The organism is Gammaproteobacteria bacterium (assembly GCA_013816845.1).
Taxonomy (GTDB): domain Bacteria; phylum Pseudomonadota; class Gammaproteobacteria; order DSM-16500; family DSM-16500; genus Aquicella.
The window spans coordinates 151,739-168,866 of sequence record JACDDU010000004.1; the positions used below are offsets into that span (position 1 = coordinate 151,739).

The 17,128-nt window shown below is 36.6% G+C and carries 18 protein-coding genes; 9 read left to right on the forward strand and 9 right to left on the reverse strand.

Annotation, left to right across the window (positions count from 1 at the left end; genetic code table 11):
• Positions 1 to 135: 135 nt before the first annotated feature.
• Positions 136 to 1,029 carry a LysR family transcriptional regulator gene (locus tag H0W64_09015; protein ID MBA3661855.1) on the reverse strand — a complete coding sequence of 298 codons (894 nt, stop codon included), beginning with the start codon at positions 1,027 to 1,029 and terminating at the stop codon, positions 136 to 138.
• Between the two features lie 118 nt (positions 1,030 to 1,147).
• On the opposite strand from H0W64_09015, the gene H0W64_09020 reads away from it, so the two are divergent.
• From H0W64_09020 to H0W64_09035, 4 genes are all read left to right on the forward strand, one after another.
• On the forward strand, positions 1,148 to 1,687 hold the full coding sequence (locus H0W64_09020) for a peroxiredoxin (protein ID MBA3661856.1): 540 nt from the start codon (positions 1,148 to 1,150) through the stop codon (positions 1,685 to 1,687).
• A gap of 12 nt (positions 1,688 to 1,699) precedes the next feature.
• Complete coding sequence (locus tag H0W64_09025) at positions 1,700 to 2,227, forward strand: carboxymuconolactone decarboxylase family protein (GenBank protein MBA3661857.1); 528 nt, start codon at positions 1,700 to 1,702, stop codon at positions 2,225 to 2,227.
• 379 nt (positions 2,228 to 2,606) lie between these two features.
• Positions 2,607 to 4,082: a hypothetical protein gene (locus tag H0W64_09030; protein ID MBA3661858.1), complete on the forward strand. Its 1,476-nt coding sequence runs from the start codon at positions 2,607 to 2,609 to the stop codon at positions 4,080 to 4,082.
• Between the two features lie 30 nt (positions 4,083 to 4,112).
• Positions 4,113 to 5,723 (forward strand): hypothetical protein, encoded by a 1,611-nt coding sequence (locus H0W64_09035; GenBank protein MBA3661859.1) that lies wholly within the window; start codon positions 4,113 to 4,115, stop codon positions 5,721 to 5,723.
• On the opposite strand, the gene H0W64_09040 is transcribed toward H0W64_09035, so the two are convergent.
• Positions 5,701 to 6,036 carry a GIY-YIG nuclease family protein gene (locus tag H0W64_09040; protein ID MBA3661860.1) on the reverse strand — a complete coding sequence of 112 codons (336 nt, stop codon included), beginning with the start codon at positions 6,034 to 6,036 and terminating at the stop codon, positions 5,701 to 5,703. The two genes, H0W64_09035 and H0W64_09040, sit on opposite strands and share 23 nt — an antisense overlap.
• 106 nt (positions 6,037 to 6,142) lie before the next feature.
• On the opposite strand from H0W64_09040, the gene H0W64_09045 reads away from it, so the two are divergent.
• On the forward strand, positions 6,143 to 6,355 hold the full coding sequence (locus tag H0W64_09045; GenBank protein ID MBA3661861.1) for a cold-shock protein: 213 nt from the start codon (positions 6,143 to 6,145) through the stop codon (positions 6,353 to 6,355).
• Positions 6,356 to 6,490: 135 nt separating this feature from the next.
• Here the strand turns inward: H0W64_09045 and H0W64_09050 are convergent, their stop codons facing one another.
• Positions 6,491 to 7,243, reverse strand: coding sequence for a hypothetical protein (locus H0W64_09050; protein ID MBA3661862.1), 753 nt, complete (start codon positions 7,241 to 7,243; stop codon positions 6,491 to 6,493).
• Between the two features lie 269 nt (positions 7,244 to 7,512).
• Entirely contained in the window at positions 7,513 to 7,701 is a 189-nt protein-coding gene (locus tag H0W64_09055; GenBank protein ID MBA3661863.1) for a hypothetical protein, read from the reverse strand.
• Positions 7,702 to 7,841: 140 nt separating this feature from the next.
• Between H0W64_09055 and H0W64_09060 the strand changes: the two genes are divergently transcribed.
• Positions 7,842 to 8,741, forward strand: a complete 900-nt coding sequence (locus H0W64_09060) for an NAD(P)/FAD-dependent oxidoreductase (GenBank protein MBA3661864.1) — start codon at positions 7,842 to 7,844, stop codon at positions 8,739 to 8,741.
• Between the two features lie 22 nt (positions 8,742 to 8,763).
• On the opposite strand, the gene H0W64_09065 is transcribed toward H0W64_09060, so the two are convergent.
• The gene (locus H0W64_09065; protein MBA3661865.1) at positions 8,764 to 9,945 is read right to left on the reverse strand and encodes an NAD(P)/FAD-dependent oxidoreductase; all 1,182 of its coding nucleotides are present in this window, start codon (positions 9,943 to 9,945) and stop codon (positions 8,764 to 8,766) included.
• Positions 9,946 to 10,095: 150 nt separating this feature from the next.
• Here H0W64_09065 and H0W64_09070 point away from each other — a divergent pair, with 150 nt between their 5' ends.
• Positions 10,096 to 11,088 carry a histidine-type phosphatase gene (locus H0W64_09070; GenBank protein MBA3661866.1) on the forward strand — a complete coding sequence of 331 codons (993 nt, stop codon included), beginning with the start codon at positions 10,096 to 10,098 and terminating at the stop codon, positions 11,086 to 11,088.
• Positions 11,089 to 11,101: 13 nt separating this feature from the next.
• On the opposite strand, the gene H0W64_09075 is transcribed toward H0W64_09070, so the two are convergent.
• From H0W64_09075 to H0W64_09085, 3 genes are all read right to left on the reverse strand, one after another.
• Positions 11,102 to 12,064 (reverse strand): hypothetical protein, encoded by a 963-nt coding sequence (locus H0W64_09075; protein MBA3661867.1) that lies wholly within the window; start codon positions 12,062 to 12,064, stop codon positions 11,102 to 11,104.
• Positions 12,065 to 12,174: 110 nt separating this feature from the next.
• The gene (locus tag H0W64_09080; protein ID MBA3661868.1) at positions 12,175 to 12,963 is read right to left on the reverse strand and encodes a hypothetical protein; all 789 of its coding nucleotides are present in this window, start codon (positions 12,961 to 12,963) and stop codon (positions 12,175 to 12,177) included.
• 192 nt (positions 12,964 to 13,155) lie between these two features.
• A complete protein-coding gene (locus tag H0W64_09085; GenBank protein MBA3661869.1) occupies positions 13,156 to 14,460 on the reverse strand; it encodes a hypothetical protein in 1,305 nt (434 codons plus the stop codon).
• A gap of 187 nt (positions 14,461 to 14,647) precedes the next feature.
• Here H0W64_09085 and H0W64_09090 point away from each other — a divergent pair, with 187 nt between their 5' ends.
• Positions 14,648 to 15,103 (forward strand): YaiI/YqxD family protein, encoded by a 456-nt coding sequence (locus H0W64_09090; protein MBA3661870.1) that lies wholly within the window; start codon positions 14,648 to 14,650, stop codon positions 15,101 to 15,103.
• Here the strand turns inward: H0W64_09090 and H0W64_09095 are convergent.
• Entirely contained in the window at positions 15,100 to 16,170 is a 1,071-nt protein-coding gene (locus H0W64_09095; protein MBA3661871.1) for a DUF748 domain-containing protein, read from the reverse strand. The two genes, H0W64_09090 and H0W64_09095, sit on opposite strands and share 4 nt — an antisense overlap.
• A gap of 155 nt (positions 16,171 to 16,325) precedes the next feature.
• On the opposite strand from H0W64_09095, the gene H0W64_09100 reads away from it, so the two are divergent.
• Complete coding sequence (locus H0W64_09100) at positions 16,326 to 17,117, forward strand: alpha/beta hydrolase (protein MBA3661872.1); 792 nt, start codon at positions 16,326 to 16,328, stop codon at positions 17,115 to 17,117.
• The last annotated feature ends 11 nt before the right edge of the window (positions 17,118 to 17,128 follow it).

A 17,128-nucleotide genomic window follows, 5' to 3' on the forward strand; every position in this document is an offset into this window, starting at 1 on the left:
TGAGATTCTAAAATACCATTCCGATGGGCGTTATCCAAATAAAAATAACTTTTATTAAAAAATGATGCATTTCTGAACATATTTTGGGCAATTTTGATTTAAAGTTGATCAATATGGATAGTTTAAACTAATTAATCACATTATCGTAACAGGGTGATGCGACATAAGCGTCTTGATATGGGAAGCGAGCACATCATAAATAGCGGCATATGGTGACGTCGCTCGCCACATTAAGCCGATTTGGCGCGCCGGGGGGCTGGCGAAGGGAATATAGGAGATTTTGCGATGCAAATGACAGGCGAGCTGAGGCATCAAGGTGAGACCTAATCCACTGATAATCATGTGTCGTAAGGTTTCAAGGCTTGTAGCGCGAAAATGCTCACCTTGCCCTAGATTCAATCGTTTGCAAAAAGTTAAAGCCTGTTCGCGCAAACAGTGTCCTTCTTCCAATAAAAATAAATTTATATTCTGTAAATCGACTTGCTGCAGTAATTTTTTCTTCGCAAGAGCATGACGAGTTGGTACAGCTAATAAAAAATTTTCGGTAAAAAGGGGATGAACGACAAAAGATGAATCAAGTGCTGGCATGGCAAGAATTGCCGCATCTAGAGAGCCATTAGCAAGTTTTTGACTGAGCAAATTCGTTTTTTCTTCGATTAAAAAAATAGAAATTTTGGGTAACAATTTAGAAAGCGCTGGGATAACCAAAGGTAGGAAATAAGGAGCGAGCGTCGGAAAGATGCCAAGCTTTATTTCGCCTTGGAGTGGATCATGCGCGAGTTTAGCAATTTGTTTAATTTCATCTGCTTGCATTAATAATTTACGTGCGCGTTCGGCAATTTCTTTGCCAATGGATGTTAAAATAAAAGATTTAGAACTCCTTTCTAAAAGACACACACCCAACGTTGATTCTAATTTTTTAATTTGCATGCTCAACGCAGGTTGCGTGATAAAGCAAGCTTGAGCAGCGCGCCCAAAATGGTGGTGGTCTATTAAAGCCACTAAATATTTTAAATCACGTAAATTCATGGACGGAAAAAAGACTCATTTTAATCATAATAAAAATTGATCATTATTATAAGATTAATAGATTATATTTATCAATCAATTTCACCTATTGTGGTCCCTTTCTAGCGGAGATAACAATATGTTATGTATCAATCAATCCTTTCCTAGCTTTAAAATGAAAGGGGTTGTCGATGTGGAATTACCGAATGCTTTTGCTGATTTCACTGATCAATCCTTTATAAATCAATGGCAAATTTATTTTTTTTGGCCCAAAGATTTCACGTTTATTTGCCCAACCGAGATAGTTGAATTTAATCGGTTATATGAAGAATTTAAGCTTCGTGATACTCAATTAATTGGGATCAGTACCGATTCTGAGTTTGTGCATTTAGCATGGCGCAAGCATCAACCCGAATTGAAGGATCTTCAATTTCCACTTTTGTCAGATATAAGGCGCGAATTGAGTGAAGCTTTGGGCATTATTGATGCTGACGAAGGCGTTGCTCACCGTGCTACTTTTATTGTAGATCCACAACAAATCATTCGTTTCGTCATGGTTAACGATTTAAATGTGGGACGAAATCCTTCCGAAGTTTTACGGGTATTAGATGCCTTGCAAACGGATGAATTGTGTCCGTGTAATTGGCAAAAAGGTAATGAAACGCTGCAAGTAGCTTAAGAGGAGACGGATATGACCATTGCAATGTTAAAAGATGATTTACCCGATTATGCAAAAGATATTAAATTGAACTTAGACTTATTAACCACAGCTGAAAGTACGCCCGATTTGAGTCCGAGACAAGTTGCTCTCGTTGCCATCGCTGCGGCTTATGTACTCAAAAATCCAAAGCTAATTGATACTTTAGAGACTCATTTCATAGCTTTATTGTCGCTTGCAGATAAGGAAGCGATGCAAGTTGCAGCCACTTTAATGGCAATGAATAATATTTATTACCGATTTATTCATGAAGTGGATGATCCTACCTTTAATACGTTGCCTGCAAAGTTACGAATGAATGGAATGAAAAATTCAGGCGTTAATCATCTTGAGTTTGAGTTAGGTTCTTTGGTTGCTTCTGTACTCAATGGATGCGGTCTTTGCATGGCTTCGCACACCCGGAGTCTAATCAAAGCAGGCGTGACACCCCTCGGTATTCAATCCGCCATCCGTTTAACGGCTGTTTTAAATGCAACGGTATTTGCCTTGCCTCGTTCATAATTGTTCCAGTTTCAATTGCCCCAACGCGAAACGGCAATAATCAAATGGGATTATTGCCGTTTGGCTTCGTGATGCGTCTACACTCGTGCTATCTTCTTGAAAAAAAATTCAAATGCGCAATAAAAAATAAATTGAAGCGAACAATATTGACACGGCCCATTTTTTAAAAAAATGATCCAGTTTTTAAATGGTGAGCTTAGATATTAATGAGTGCCATCGTTTGTGGTTACTGTACTGATGAGTAATAGAAATCATGTTCGCTAAATAATATTGGGAAAAAATGCGTTAATGCACAAATATTAGATTAAGCGTCAAATGTTTACCGATTGATCCTGCGATGCTCTCGGTTAATCATGAAGAGTGCGCTAGGGAATATAGAATGAGTCAAACCATTATTTTAGAAAATTTAGCTTGGTTTTTAAAGTCAAATCCAGCAACAGCGCATGATCGAGAAATAGTAGATCTTGCACAATTTCTTACCGATGAAGGTTTTTGTTATAGTTTTGCTTTATGTCATGCTGTTTATGATGAATGGCTCGATCAATTGGATTGGTGGGAAGAAGCGCTCCTTGCTATCGCAAATTGTCCTCATGATATCTTAGCCCTTGATAGAAAAGTTACACTTCCCTTGCAGGGTAACACACAAGATTTGAGCTTAAGACAAATATTCGAAAGGGTTTTAAATGATATTATTTTTCAAAGAGGGACTAATCAATCGGGATTAAAGCCTTTTACTATTGAGGGCGTAAATCAAAATAATTTTTTTAAAAATTATTTTGATTTACTGCACAACGGCATAGTTAAAAAAATTCAACATCATGAAAAAGTTGCAGGATATTTTATTGAAAGTGAGTTAGATCAATTAATTACTACTTTGGGGTTGGAGCATCGAATTTGTCTTATTGTATCCCCCAACCATTGCATACGCGTTGGATATCGGCAGAAACAATGGATTTTATACGATTCCAATGACGCTCATACGAGTCGTAAAACAATGCATCAAATTTTTACTGCTAAAAATGAATTAATTAAGACAATTATAACAATATTGGGATCAACCCTTTCGATCACCGTAGCATCGTTGGATTTAAATCAAGACAATCCACTTAACGCCTATCATGCGATCTTAAACCAAAATGTTTTGTCGGTGATGAAAGGTTGGGATCATATTTTATTTCAAACACCGCTTTGGTTTCCAACTATTTTAACTGAGCTAGAGAAGCAATCTGAAGGTTCCCATTTCATTGCTTCTATCTTGCCTGCTATAGCTTGGGATAATACGACAGGGTTTGAGCACGTAATAATGAATGCACCGGGGCAAGTTAAACAGGTGCTAAACCTCATTAAAAACAATTCTTATGGGGTAGAATGTTTATTAAAAGCATTATGTCTTGTAGACAAAAACAATGTAACAGGCCTTGAAATTTTAGCGAGAGAGATTCCTTTGCTTTTAAAAAAAGTTTTACGTGAAGCAAGCAAAGGAGAAGACGGGGTAAATAAAATCGCTGAAGCACTTTGTGTGCTTCAAGAAACAGGTTTCAGTGCTTTATATATGATTGCGATCCAAGATCCTAATCAATTATTATCAGTCTTAAATTCACTTAGAGCGGATGCGTCACATTCCAAGCAAATTGAAGCAACACTTCATGTCCCTTATGAAGGTCAATGTATTTGGAGTTTTATTCAAGATTATGAGCCCGACATTTTAGTTCCATTGTATGCTTTGTTGAATCAAGTTCAAGATGGTGCGGCTAAAACATATTTAGCATCCCAAAGTATTTTTAGAAAGCAGGCGGATCAAGTAACTCATGAGGCAGAGGGTCATAACCTTTGGCTTAAAGATTTTAAAGGATGAAATATCAACGCTTAAAATAAAAGGAAATTTATGCCTCAGCGTTTAATAAAGCAAAAGTTGGCGTGGTTTTTAAAATTAACAAATCCGGATAATCAAGAAATAGCATCCTTAGCGGACTATTTAACCAGTGATGGTTTTTGTCATGGATTTAGTATTAGCTATGGAAGTATGCTGGTTATTGCAGACAAACAAGCGTGGTGGGAAGCGGCACTCATTGCAATTGCTGTATGTCCCTATAAAGCTTCCGCCCTTGAAGAATGGATTACTTTACCCGGGGCCGATCATAATAACGCAGTCCAGCTTAAAGACATTTTTACGCGGGTGCTAAATTACATTGTGTATCACCAGGCTTCGGATCATCCCTCGGTAACGCCTTTTCAACCGAAGCATCTTGACCAATTGAATATTTTAACGAAATTTTTTGAATTTTTGCATGAAGGTAAAATTTATAAAATTGAACAATTAAAATCGATTGCAGGTTATTTTTCGATTGATAGTTTAGAGCAATCACTTAATGCAAACACAATTGCTGGAAATATTTGTTTATTACAAGCCCCTCAGCACACAATTTGTTTAGCTTATAAAGATAATCGGTGGATTCTTTACGACCCTAATTATTTGCATACCTCGCCGTATACCATTCATCGGATCTTTAATACTAAAAGAGCCTTGGCTAGAGAAATTATTCAATGTCTAGGCTCTTCTATCGGCATCACGGTAGCAGCTTTTGATCATACTAAAGTTATTGGATTTCCTGAGTTTGAAAAGTTATTAAAATTAAATACTGCTGAGTTTATACAAGATTATGGTCTTTATGCTATGGCAGAAACTGCTCCTGAATTATTACCCACTGTTATAAATAGTCTCGTAAAAAACCCAAGTGAAGATTATCGTTTTGCTGTTGCAATGATGAGATCAACGCCAGACGGATTAAATACTTTGCAAATGATTGCCTTATCCTCACCGTCTTGCTTGCAGCAAGCATTACAAATATTAGCACGCTCAGATTACGGTGCGGCCTGTTTTGCTAAGGCACTACAGCAAGAAAATTCAAAAAATTTGTTGCCACTTCATACGCTTGCACTTAGCGATCTTGATACTGTCTCCTTGGCACTCGAAATTGCGAGTCGAACCCAAGAAGGAATTGATGCGGTCACTAATTCGCTATGCATTTTAACCGATACGCATTGTTCTGCGTTTTTTCTCCTTGGGTATTATGCAAGTAAAACGCTACCCACAATATTGCGGATAGCCGATCAATCAAACTGCGGATCCATTTCAATTGCACAAGCGCTCTTTCTTAAGTCAGAGAAAATATTGGGATTGGAAGCGCTAGCATATATTGCGCCGCAGTGTGTGATGAAAGCGATTCAAATCGCAGTGAAAGGTCAGGAAGGTTTAGCGATTTTAATAAGCGGGATGTATTCTCCTCAAGGCAAGGTATCCGGTATTGATATTATTAAAGAATATATCCCCGAACTCCAGCGTGACATCGAAGAGTTAATAGAGAGGCGCCTGCGATTTTTTCAGAGTGAGGGTCGCGCTCCCAAGAAGAGGGGGTTTCCCTTAACCTTTTTCAAAATGATCCAAAGTGAAGATAGGGATATTTTGCCACCTTCTAAAGCTTGCCGAAGGGTTTGATAAGGAGTGTTTCTCGCGAATTCAGCAAGCCTACAAAGTAGTGTGCTAAACGGTTTGGGTTAGCGATTAAACTTTCTTTTTCAACCCTCGAGAGCGTTTTAATATACCGCTCAATCCGCATCGCTTGCGCTTTTTTACCGGTAATTTTCCAGCTTTGCGCCAAATTTAAAGCTTTAAAGCTACGTGTATATTTGCACTTTGGGCTGCCTGAAAAATGTTCTTTGAGCCGGCGAGTTAAATCGGTGGTATAGCCTGTGTAGTAATGGTTATTTTCACAGCGTATGATGTACACAAAATAATGTGTTAATAGCATTAATTTTTCTCATAAAGTGTGGTAGAGTATATTTGCTTAGGTTATTTAACGATAGTCGTAGCAAAAACTTAGTTTAATATTTAATTTAATTGAAGGTTTATTACAAATGGCAACACGTGAAAAAGGAACCGTTAAGTGGTTCAACAATAGTAAAGGTTTTGGTTTTATTCAAAGGGACAAAGGTGACGATGTATTTGTTCACTTTAAATCCATCATAGGTGACGGCTACAAGTCCCTCGAAGAAGGACAACGTGTAGAATTTGCTGTTAGCCAGGGTCAAAAGGGCTTGCAAGCAGAAGAAGTCAAAGTCATTGATTAATATCGATTAATCTTTGAAACACACATAAAAAGAGATCTGGGTTTTTACTTAGATCTCTTTTTTATAAGATTTTTTCCTTTCCCGTTCAAAGCTACTACTGCTTTTGGGTTTTTTATTTCCCAAATCCGGCAGACCTTATATTTCATCCCGTCTAAAAGTCTCTGAGACTATCTCCTCGCCCCTGCTGTAGGTTAATTTTGGGTTCGATGCGATAGCCCATAAATAGGAATGTGCCCCCCCAGGTAGGCCCAAAAAAGGTTTTGAACCCTTGTAAATGAAGTCGCGATATAAGCGGGTACCAATCAATTTTTTGGGGTTTTGCAAATGATGCATGATACCCAATTCATTATAAATATGGGTCAGTTCGCAGTAAATAAATTCAAAACCCTTCTCAGACGCGAGATCCATCGCTCGAAAGTTGACTTGTTTGGATAACCCCAAATGGCGGTGATCTTCATCGACAGCAGTAATAAAGAGATGGGCAATGTGATTGCGGGGAAAGCTTTTTTTCTCAAAAAACGCTTTACCCAATTCCTCCAGTAACCCCAATATAAATTCAAATTTAGGGTCAAAATCAGGAATCGGACCAGGATTTGCAATATCTTCAACCAAAGCACAGGCGATGACTTTGTCGTTCTCAAGCGCAATAATGCTAAGCTGATCTTCACAAGCTTTTTCTGTGACTGCACGTGCAAAAATTTTATATTGTTCTTCATCCATTTTTAAATAATGCGTCATAGGCTCGGAGCGACAAAATGCGGTGGTAAAGACATGAACGACTTGGTCAATGTATGCTTTCGTTAGTAACTTATATTGGTAAGAAGGATGGGAGGGGACATTATCCAATAAGTTAATATGTCGGTGATGGAGATCATCTTTAATATTCATGGCGAAAAGAATCCTCATGAATAAAAATAGGGGATAAAAAAATTATACCACATCAACAAGCTGTTAAATTTTTGATTATTAAAAAACCTGCTTTGCAGGTAAAATTTTTAAGGTTGATTAAGTGAGAAAAAAAGGAGATTGCTTTGAATGTTATTAAAACATATGATTTTGAAGTATTGTTATGCACCATAAAAAATATAATGTAAGTAATCAAGGCACCCCATGATTTGAATAATCATCGTTAATGCCTTGATAAGTAGGTAGCGCGTCTACTTAAGTCTAAAATCGCCGATTCCAGAAATGACGCCAAAAACTTGTAATAGCCACAAAATTACAACAATCACCACAACTGCGTTTAAAATTGTTTTAATAGGTCGTGCCATCGGAACGTAGGAATTGATCAACCACATTAAAAAACCGATGATAACCAGAATAATTACAACAGAGATTAAAGACATAGTACTTCCTTAAAAATTGAATAAAATTAACATCCTACTGTAACTTATTCTTCATAAAGATGGTATCAACTGATCTCTATTAATTTTTGTCTAGAAAAATTGAGATAAGATAAAGATTAATCAGCACAGTTGAGATGCACATGCCTGTTTATGATTGCATCATTATTGGTGGCGGACCTGCAGGATTAACGGCTGCAATTTATCTCGGTCGATTACGACGGACTTATCAATTGTTTGATGCAGGTGCAGCCCGGATCGATCTCATCCCGATTAGCTATAATTTTCCTGGATATCCATTTGGAATTAGCGGCAAAGCTATTCATAAAGCAATGCAAAAACAAGCTAGACTTTATGGTCCTCCTATTCTTAAAAAAGAAGTTAAATGCATTAGACGAGAAAAAGATATTTTTACCGTGGTGGGATGTGATGGTATGGAAGTTCAAGGTAAAACATTGTTACTCGCTACCGGTATTAAAGATTATTTACCTGCCATCCATGGATCTATTTTGCTCGTGCAAAAAGGATTAATGCGTTTGTGTCCGGTTTGCGATGGTTATGAAGCAATCAACAAAAAAATTGGTATTGTGGGTTATACAACCCATGCATTGAAAGAAGCCATATTCTTAGCACGTTATACTCATAAAATTACTATGCTCACAAATAGTATGGAATCAAAATTTGCCAAGTCTGCGCTTGAAAAATTGGGTGATAAAAGAATTATTACTCAACCTATTAAACAATTTACTATAGTCAATGAACAAATTATTGCCCATTTTTATGATCAAACTATAGAAAAATTTGATTTAGTTTACGCAGCATTAGGTGTTGATATCAATAATCGATTAATGAAAAAGTGGTCTATCTTAAAAGATCGCGACGGCTACTATTATGTTGATAAAAATCAAATGACAAATATTAAAAATGTTTATGCTGCGGGAGATGTTGTGAAAGGATTATGCCAAATCAGCGTGGCGACGGGGCAGGCAGCTATTGCCGCGATTGCTATTCATCATGCGCTACAAAAACAGACTAAGCGTTAGTCATACCGTTTTTAAATAAACATCAAACCACTTGTCCTGCAGCCCATCCAGAGGACCATGCCCATTGAAAGTTATAGCCTCCTAACCAGCCTGTGACATCTAGTACTTCGCCGATAAAATATAATCCCTTTTCATTCTGCGCCTCCATGGTTTTGGAAGAAATGAAATCACAATTGATGCCTCCCAGTGTGACTTCAGCAGTTCGATATCCTTCAGTACCAAATGGCATAATATGCCAAGTGTGAATTTTTTCGTTCAGTAGTTGATAGTCTTGTTTGCTTAACGATGCTAATTGCTTGGCAAGAAAATCAGTAGGAAAGACCGTTTCTAAAAAACGTTTGGGTAAGTATTCAGATAAGATACTTTTTAATGCTTTTTTGGGGTCTTGCTGTCTTTTTTCTTGAAGATATTTAACAATCTCAAATTGGGGTAAAAGATTCATTTGAATATTTTCATTCGTTTGCCAATAGGATGAGATCTGTAATATGGCAGGACCACTTAAACCACGATGGGTAAAAATAATATTTTCTGTAAAACTGATGTGTTCATTACTGGTGCAAGTGCTAAGAGAAATGCCTGCTAGCGGGGAAAACTTTCTTAATTCTGCAGCGGATAAAGTGAAAGGCACTAAGGCAGCCCTAGTTGGCCACACCGGGATATTAAACTGTTTAGCCACTTGATACCCAAATCCACTCGCTCCCATGGTCGGAATGGATAGGCCACCACTTGCTATGACAAGCGATTGACATGAAATTTCATCGGTACTGATTTTGAGTTTAAAAAGCTTTGAGTGTATTTTTTCAATTTTAGTTATAGTTGTATTCAATTGAATTTGGACCGAAGCTTTTTGACATTCAGTCAATAGCATATCAAGAATCGCTTTAGATTTATGATCACAAAAAAGTTGGCCGAGCGTCTTTTCATGGTAAGGAACTTTGTATTGATTAACGAGTTCAATGAAATCCCATTGAGTGTAACGACTTAATGCAGACTTACAAAAATGTTCATTATGCGAAATAAAATGCTTCGGTGTTATCATCAAGTTTGTAAAATTACAACGGCCGCCACCCGACATTAAAATTTTTTTACCCGCTTTATTAGCGTGATCGAGAACTATAACTTTACGTTGGCGCTTGCCTGCTTCGATAGCACACATTAGCCCTGCAGCACCTGCTCCGATAATAACGACATCATAATTTTGCATGAGATAGTATAATGAAATGGAATTATAATTTGGTCGGTATAATACCATCTATTACGTAACAGCCTAGCAAAAATGTTATTAAAAACTTGTTACCTCCCTAGTCCTCCTCGATAATGACGACCTAAAAATATAAAGAGGAGAGTTACAATAATGATGAATAATAAAACTATTTTCTCTGTGGTGCCCTTAGCACTCTGCTTATTGACTAACGCACAGGCAGAAAAACTTATTTTTTCGGTGGATATTATTCGTCATGGTGATCGTACGCCCATTATCGAAGTGCCTTATTCGCCGCATCAATGGGTGGAGGGTTTAGGCGAATTAACTAAGACGGGTAAGCAACAAGAAGTAAGGCTAGGCACCGCGCTTCGTCAAACCTACATTAATCAAAATCATTTATTGCCTGCATTCTATGATCCTAAAAGGATATACGTTCAATCTACTGACTTTAACCGAACCAAAGCGAGCGCTAAAGCTTTACTTGAAGGATTATATCCTCCATCGTCTCGGTTGCAATTTAGTCAAAAAACTATACCTATTCATGTAGTAGCTCAAAAAAAGGTAACTACAATAGTTAAAACAAATGATGATTATTTTTGGCGTAAACAAACTCGCCCTATCCAAAACGATATTAAGCGCTGGTCAAAAGTCACAGGATTGGCCTTACAAAACAGATGGCAATTTTTTCATTTAGCAGACAATTTAGCAGTTCGACACATTCATCATGTTCCCCTGCCTTCCGGTATTTCTAATCGAGACGCACAAGAAATTTCTGCTTTGAATAATAAATTGTTTGTTCAAAGTTTTAAACAAAAAGAAAAAACAAATGCGATCGGAAATCCATTTTTATCTGTTGCCTTACGCTATCTTAATCAAGCAGCCCAAAATAAAAGTGATCTTAAATATGCTTTATTTTCTGGACATGACAGTACACTGATGAGTGTTATGAATATGTTGAACGTTCCATTAAACTATTTGCCACCCTATGCTTCACGTTTAAATATCGCGTTGATTGAAAAAGAGCAACAGTATTATGTCAAAGTCAGCTTTAACAATAAGATCGTTAAGCTACCATTTTGTCATGCGGATTTGTGTAAGTTAGCGACTTTTAATCAATGGATAATGAACAATCAACACCATTAAGAGTAATCTTGCATTAGCCGCCAGTATAAGGCGGCTTAAGTTTAGGTGTTTTATATTTTTGTTTAGACCCATTTTCTTGTCGAAGTTCTTGTTCCTTCATTAATTTTTTCTTTTGGTGCTGAGCACTAAATAACTTAACTTCATTTTCTGCTTTTTCTTTTTCTATCATGGCTTTATCTTGATAGAATTGATTACATTTCATAACCAAGGGCTTCAATGTTTCTAAGGAAGTTGTGGAAAGATTATTAGCAGTATTAGCTTCAAGTAATTTTGCCATCATTAATGGATTTCTACCCGGTGCAAAAATAGCTCTTAATGACTCAATGGTTGCAAGGTTTTCTGCAGTAACATTTTCACCACGAGTAATCGCAATTACTTTTTCAGTGGTTGGTTTGTTTTGCATTGATTTCTCTATTAAGGCAAGATTTTTTTCATGTGTTTTAGGAGTTTTCCCTAGGACCAATTTAGTTTTTATGCGGTTGAAATTGTTTTGTTGATGTTGATCAATCGCTTGAGCAGTTTTTTGGAAAGCAACTGTTGCCTCTTTTAACTGCACAATATTGTCAGCAATCGTAGACTGTAATCCACCAATGACCTCATCTAAATCTTTAATGGCTGAATTTAAATTTAAGTCGTCATTAATTTTTGGGTTTGACTGAGATTGACGTTGGATTTCAGCTTTTTGATATTTGAGTTGTTGTTCTTGCAATTGTTCCTTTCGCTTAATACAAAATTCCACCAATCTTTTTTCTTCAATTTCATCTAGCCGTTCAATTTTCTTTTCGAGATTAAGATACAGTTGCAAAATTTTTTCTATATATACTTCGCATGCGATAAGATCATTTTCTAAAAGCTGATCTTGTAATGCTGTGATTTTTCTTTTAATGGGACCGTCTATTGTCATAGCCCACATAAAATCGGTAGGGGATTGGGGCGCAAGCATGAGTTGATTAAATTGATATTGATCGAATACCACAGTTACTCTCCCTTCGTTTTATTTGCTTCTAGTCTTATTATAAAAGGTAAGCCTTAATAAATACTTAAAAAAGCTATAAATATCATTTTTTTAGAGCAATATTCAATAGGTTACCTGGGATTATATCGTATTTCTTCACTTAATCCTTCTCTCTCAGGGAAGGAATCTTTCTTTTTCCAGAAGTGCAGCTTTCTAAAGGCATGATGGTGATGTTTCAGCTTTGGCTTCTCGAGAACTTCTTTTGTCAAGGTTGAAAGAATTTGCTCAGATTGATAAAAAGCTCTACCCATTGGGTTTTCATTATTTTTTTCTTCTTCTTTATCAAAGGCTACCATGGTAGAAGATGGTGTTAATGCGTTCACTTTTTCTGTCAATGCTTTCATCTGTATCGTGAGGAGAAGAAGCATATCATGAACAGATTCCAATTCAGCTTTGTTGTCTTTTAATTCCTGGCATTCCAGGGTGCATAATAAGGATTTTTCGAATGAATCAACGGTTGAATCCATTGCACCAAGAATACGTTGATTGTAACTGAGCGGAATCGTGCCAAGTGCAATGGCCCAGGCAATGAATGAGGTTAGAAGGGGTACGACTAAGGGAAGTAAAGCCCCGCCAGTAAAAGCAATAATGATCCCCACAATAATGGTACTTACTACCGCTGTTATCCAAAAAGTATATTTCGAACGCTTTAATCGTTCTTTGATAATACTGCGATCGACAATTGGATAAATCCGATCCGCTTCTATTTCCAGTTTTTCGGATAGATTTTTAATAATCGTGGGATCAGGGTTATGCTTTTTAATAAAACCATCAAGAGTTTGTTGAATGAATTCGGGTCGTTGCTTATGCAGCTTTTTTTTAAGTTTTTTTTCGATCCATTGATCAATAAATTTAAACATAAAGCCATCCTTAGCTTAAATCACCTCTTTTAAAATTAACTCTTATTGGGTTGTAAATAAAGTTTTTATTTGACGATCCTAAAGCTAGCAAGCGTTTTGCAAGGATCGTCAAATAATGGCCCAAGGCGATTTAATGGGCCGTATTGATTTATCTTTTAGTAATAATAAAACCTTTGAATTTGAGTAAAAAAATCAAATTGCATAGCGAGTCTTTGTGGCAGTAAATGAGGGGTCCGCAATTTCAGTTATATCAATTAAGTTTTTTGCCACGGCTTTTTCGCGCCCATTATAAAATAATCCAATGCCACTTACTGCTAACGCACCTGCGATAGAGAGTCCAAGTAAGCTTCCTCCTGATGTTAAAGGAGCAGCAGTCACTGAAATAATACTGACTGCAATACTTGCGACCGTTAACAACCCACCAACGAAAGCCTGCCAAAGGCTTGCCTTACCTATGGATTTATTCCATGCATGCCACCGTAATGTGTTCACCGCTTTAGTATCATGCGGATTTTTAATAACATCCAAACCGAGGTTGAGTGACTCTTTTAATAAAAGCAAATCCTCAGGCTTAGTCAAGGAGTTCAATAAATGCGTACCATTCTCATATAAATCTATACAGGCTTGGTGCATGGGGGTTGATGTCGATACATAGTGGTCTGCTTCTTTTAATACTGAATATAATAAATCATGGCAAGCTAAGTTAGTGAAATCATGGGGATGCTTAAGCTCCCAATGATGCAGTGAAATTTTATCGATGTATTTATCTAAATAACCCCGCCCTTTCCCTGCAGCATGAAAAAAATTAGGCAGGAATTGATAAACCATATTGGTATTGTTGCCAGAAGAGATTACATAGTTAATCATTTGAGAAATTTGGTTTTCACCCTGTTTACTAGGAGTAAATCGATCCTTATAGTTTCTTTGATTAAAAGGATTATAAGATGAAGCAATATCGGCAATAACAATTGCGTCAGTAGTCATTGCATTTAAAATTTTAGCATAAGTATTTTTCATTATTTCATAAAGAACATCGGTAGGATCATGTGGATTTCGTCCAAGATTTAAAACACTACCTAATTCAATGATTAATTCATCATATTGATTACCCAAGGATGAGAATGCGGGATAGGGTTGTGTAACAAATATTATTTTACTATCGCTATTAAGAGCACGTATTTTGTCGATTGCTTCTACATACTCTAATTGCAACGCATTAAATAAGAGAGGTGTATGGATTTTAATGAATGCTTTGCGTTCATTAAAATCCTTAACTTCAGCCATTTTTTTAAAAAAATATTTTAAGTAGTTACTGCTTAGGCCGATAATGATACTTTCAGACTTTTTTAGACTGTCGGTCGTGCAATCTAAAGACAGAGAGATTTCATGAGATGGCAAGTGTAGGGGAGGCCCTTGTAATATTAAAGCTGGATGGTATTCACCCTCGTAATAAGTTCCAAGGATGTTAATATTATTATTTTCAAGTATGGGTTGCATGGTTAATCCTTCGTGGTTACATATCCATGAATAGTGATCGACTTATTGAGCGTGCATTCAAATTACACGAATAAAGACAGGGAGTGTATCAAAAGTTAGGAAGCGGTCCCATTATTTTTTTAACTTGTGACTGGTATCAATTATTTAAAGTGCTAAAATCTATAAAATTGAAATAATGGGAAATCGAATGAAAATTTGGGTTGATGCTGATGCCTGTCCTAATGTAATTAAACAAATCATTTTTCGCGCTGCCAATCGGATGAAGGTTCATGTTTTGTTAATTTCTAATCACCCCATTTCTTTACCTCATTCACCTTATATTAAACAAATCCAAGTCCCCGCAGGCTTTGATAAGGCCGATGATAAAATTGTTTTAGATTCGCAACCGGGTGATTTAATTATAACCGGGGATATACCTCTTGCTTCGCTCATTGTTGAGAAAGGCGGTCATGTTCTCAATCCGCGCGGCGAACAATATTCCCCACAAAACATTAAACAACGGTTAGCATTTCGCAATCAAAGTGAGGCACTTAGGAGCAGCGGGATTAAGACAGAAGGTCCTGCAAAAATTACGAAAAGAGAGATTGCATTGTTTGGGAATGCACTCGACAAAATTTTAACTAAGTTAAAATTAAAACCTTAAGTTGATGACTTACCAATTCTAATATCACGCATTGCGATCGTATGATCAATTTGCGGTAAAAGTGCTTGAATGAAGGCATGTCTTAGCGTATAGCCAATAATAGAAAGGACACTCGTATCAGGATCATCAATCTGTCCTTCAATCATGATTTTAGTAGCGATCGTTTGCTTCTTTGGGTTAGTAACAATTTTAGCAACTAGTTCCAATGCACCTTTATATAAGGTTTCCACTGGTCCCATATCTTTTTCAGGGTCGATAATTTGTAAATTTTTGACAATAGGTTTTGCGTAGCCTTTAACTAAACCTTTGGTCGCTGCTGCTTCAACAAATAAACTAAAGTTTCCATCCTTAACGTCAATGGCTGAAAAATGTTTCAAGAATGCATTTGCTTTGTTGATTTGCATCGCTTCTATCGACCCATTCAATAAGAAGGTTGGTTGTGAGCTAAAAGGATCAAAGCGGCCTTTGATCATAACCCGGGCGCCATCAATTGTTTTACCTGTACCAGAAAACTTCGATGCTAAAGTTTGTTTACTTCTTAAAGCATTTTGCATATTTTCGATATCAAAATTAATATTTTTTAAATATAAATTAAAAGGCGGATTTCCTGTAAAACTTCGTAGGGCGAGCGTGCCGTCCTGTACGTCAACATGGTTAAAGTTTAACGGAAATAGAGCTTTAACAGCTTTTTGCCATTCATTATCAATGCTGAGTTGCTCATTTTTTTCATTAGGATCCATTACAAAATTAATGCGGGGTTGATAAGCTTTAATTTTTCCAACAAACATACCATGGAGTAAAGCTTTCCATTGTAGCGATAGGTCGATCGCCTTGGCAGAGAAAAATGGCACGGGAATATTTTTATTTACTTTATAAAGGGCAATATCTTTAATAGTGTAACTACCACGATATAAATGAACATCAAGGTCACGAATTTTTACGCGATACTCAGGAATTTTATTAATGCGATGTTCAGCATACTGGATGAGTGCGTAAGGAAGAGCTAATCGAAATGCTATTAATAAGCCGAGTAGCACGATTAAACTAAATTTTAAATATTTAGACATGATTGAATGAAGTGGGTAAAAATTGGAAAGAATAGTATATCAAAAAATTTCAAGAAAATCTTTATCTAGGGTTAAAGCATAAAAATATCAATTAATACATTTATTTAGAAAAATGTCTCAATTAATTAATAGAAAATTCCTTTGAGGTGCCGAATATGCCTATGATGAAAGCTAATGGAGCCAACTTTTACTATGAGTTGCACGGAGAAGGTCATCCACTCATTCTTATTGCTGGCTATACTTGTGACCATCTTTTCTGGATTCCATTACTCGGTATATTAAGTCAATTTTTCCAAGTCCTTTTATTTGATAATCGAGGCGTCGGATGTACAGCGGATGATGGTAGAGTTTTATCGGGCGAATTGCTGGCGAACGATGTGATGGAATTGGCAAGTCTTCTTAACCTTAAGCAACCGCATATTATTGGACAATCGATGGGCGGTATGATTGCTCAATATATTGCTGCTTTATATCCAGATCGTATTAGTAAAGTTGGGATCTTATCTGCTCCCGCACAAATTCGGAATGTAACCTTGTTCAGTTTGAAATCTCTTATGATGATGCGTGAAAAGAATATAGATTTTGACATTGCTTTTGCAGCTTCATTTCCTTGGTTTTACGGCAAAAAATTTTTGCAAAAAGAAAGTAAAATTGCTTCTATTAAAAAATTGGTATTAGCAAGGGAGAACCCACAATCACTTGTAAATCAAAAGCGCCAACTTGATTTGTTAGCAACGCTAGATACCCATGAACATTTAACTAAAATTCAAGCACCCACCCTAATAGGCTATGGTAAGCAAGACTTGATGGTTTTACCCAGCCAAGTGAAAAGCATGGCTCGTCAAATACCACAATCAACAATCATTGCATTTAATTGTGCGCATGCAATCGTAGAGGAAGTACCTAATGAATTAAGTAATACTTTATTAGAATTTTTACAATCCTAATTTTCTAGAAA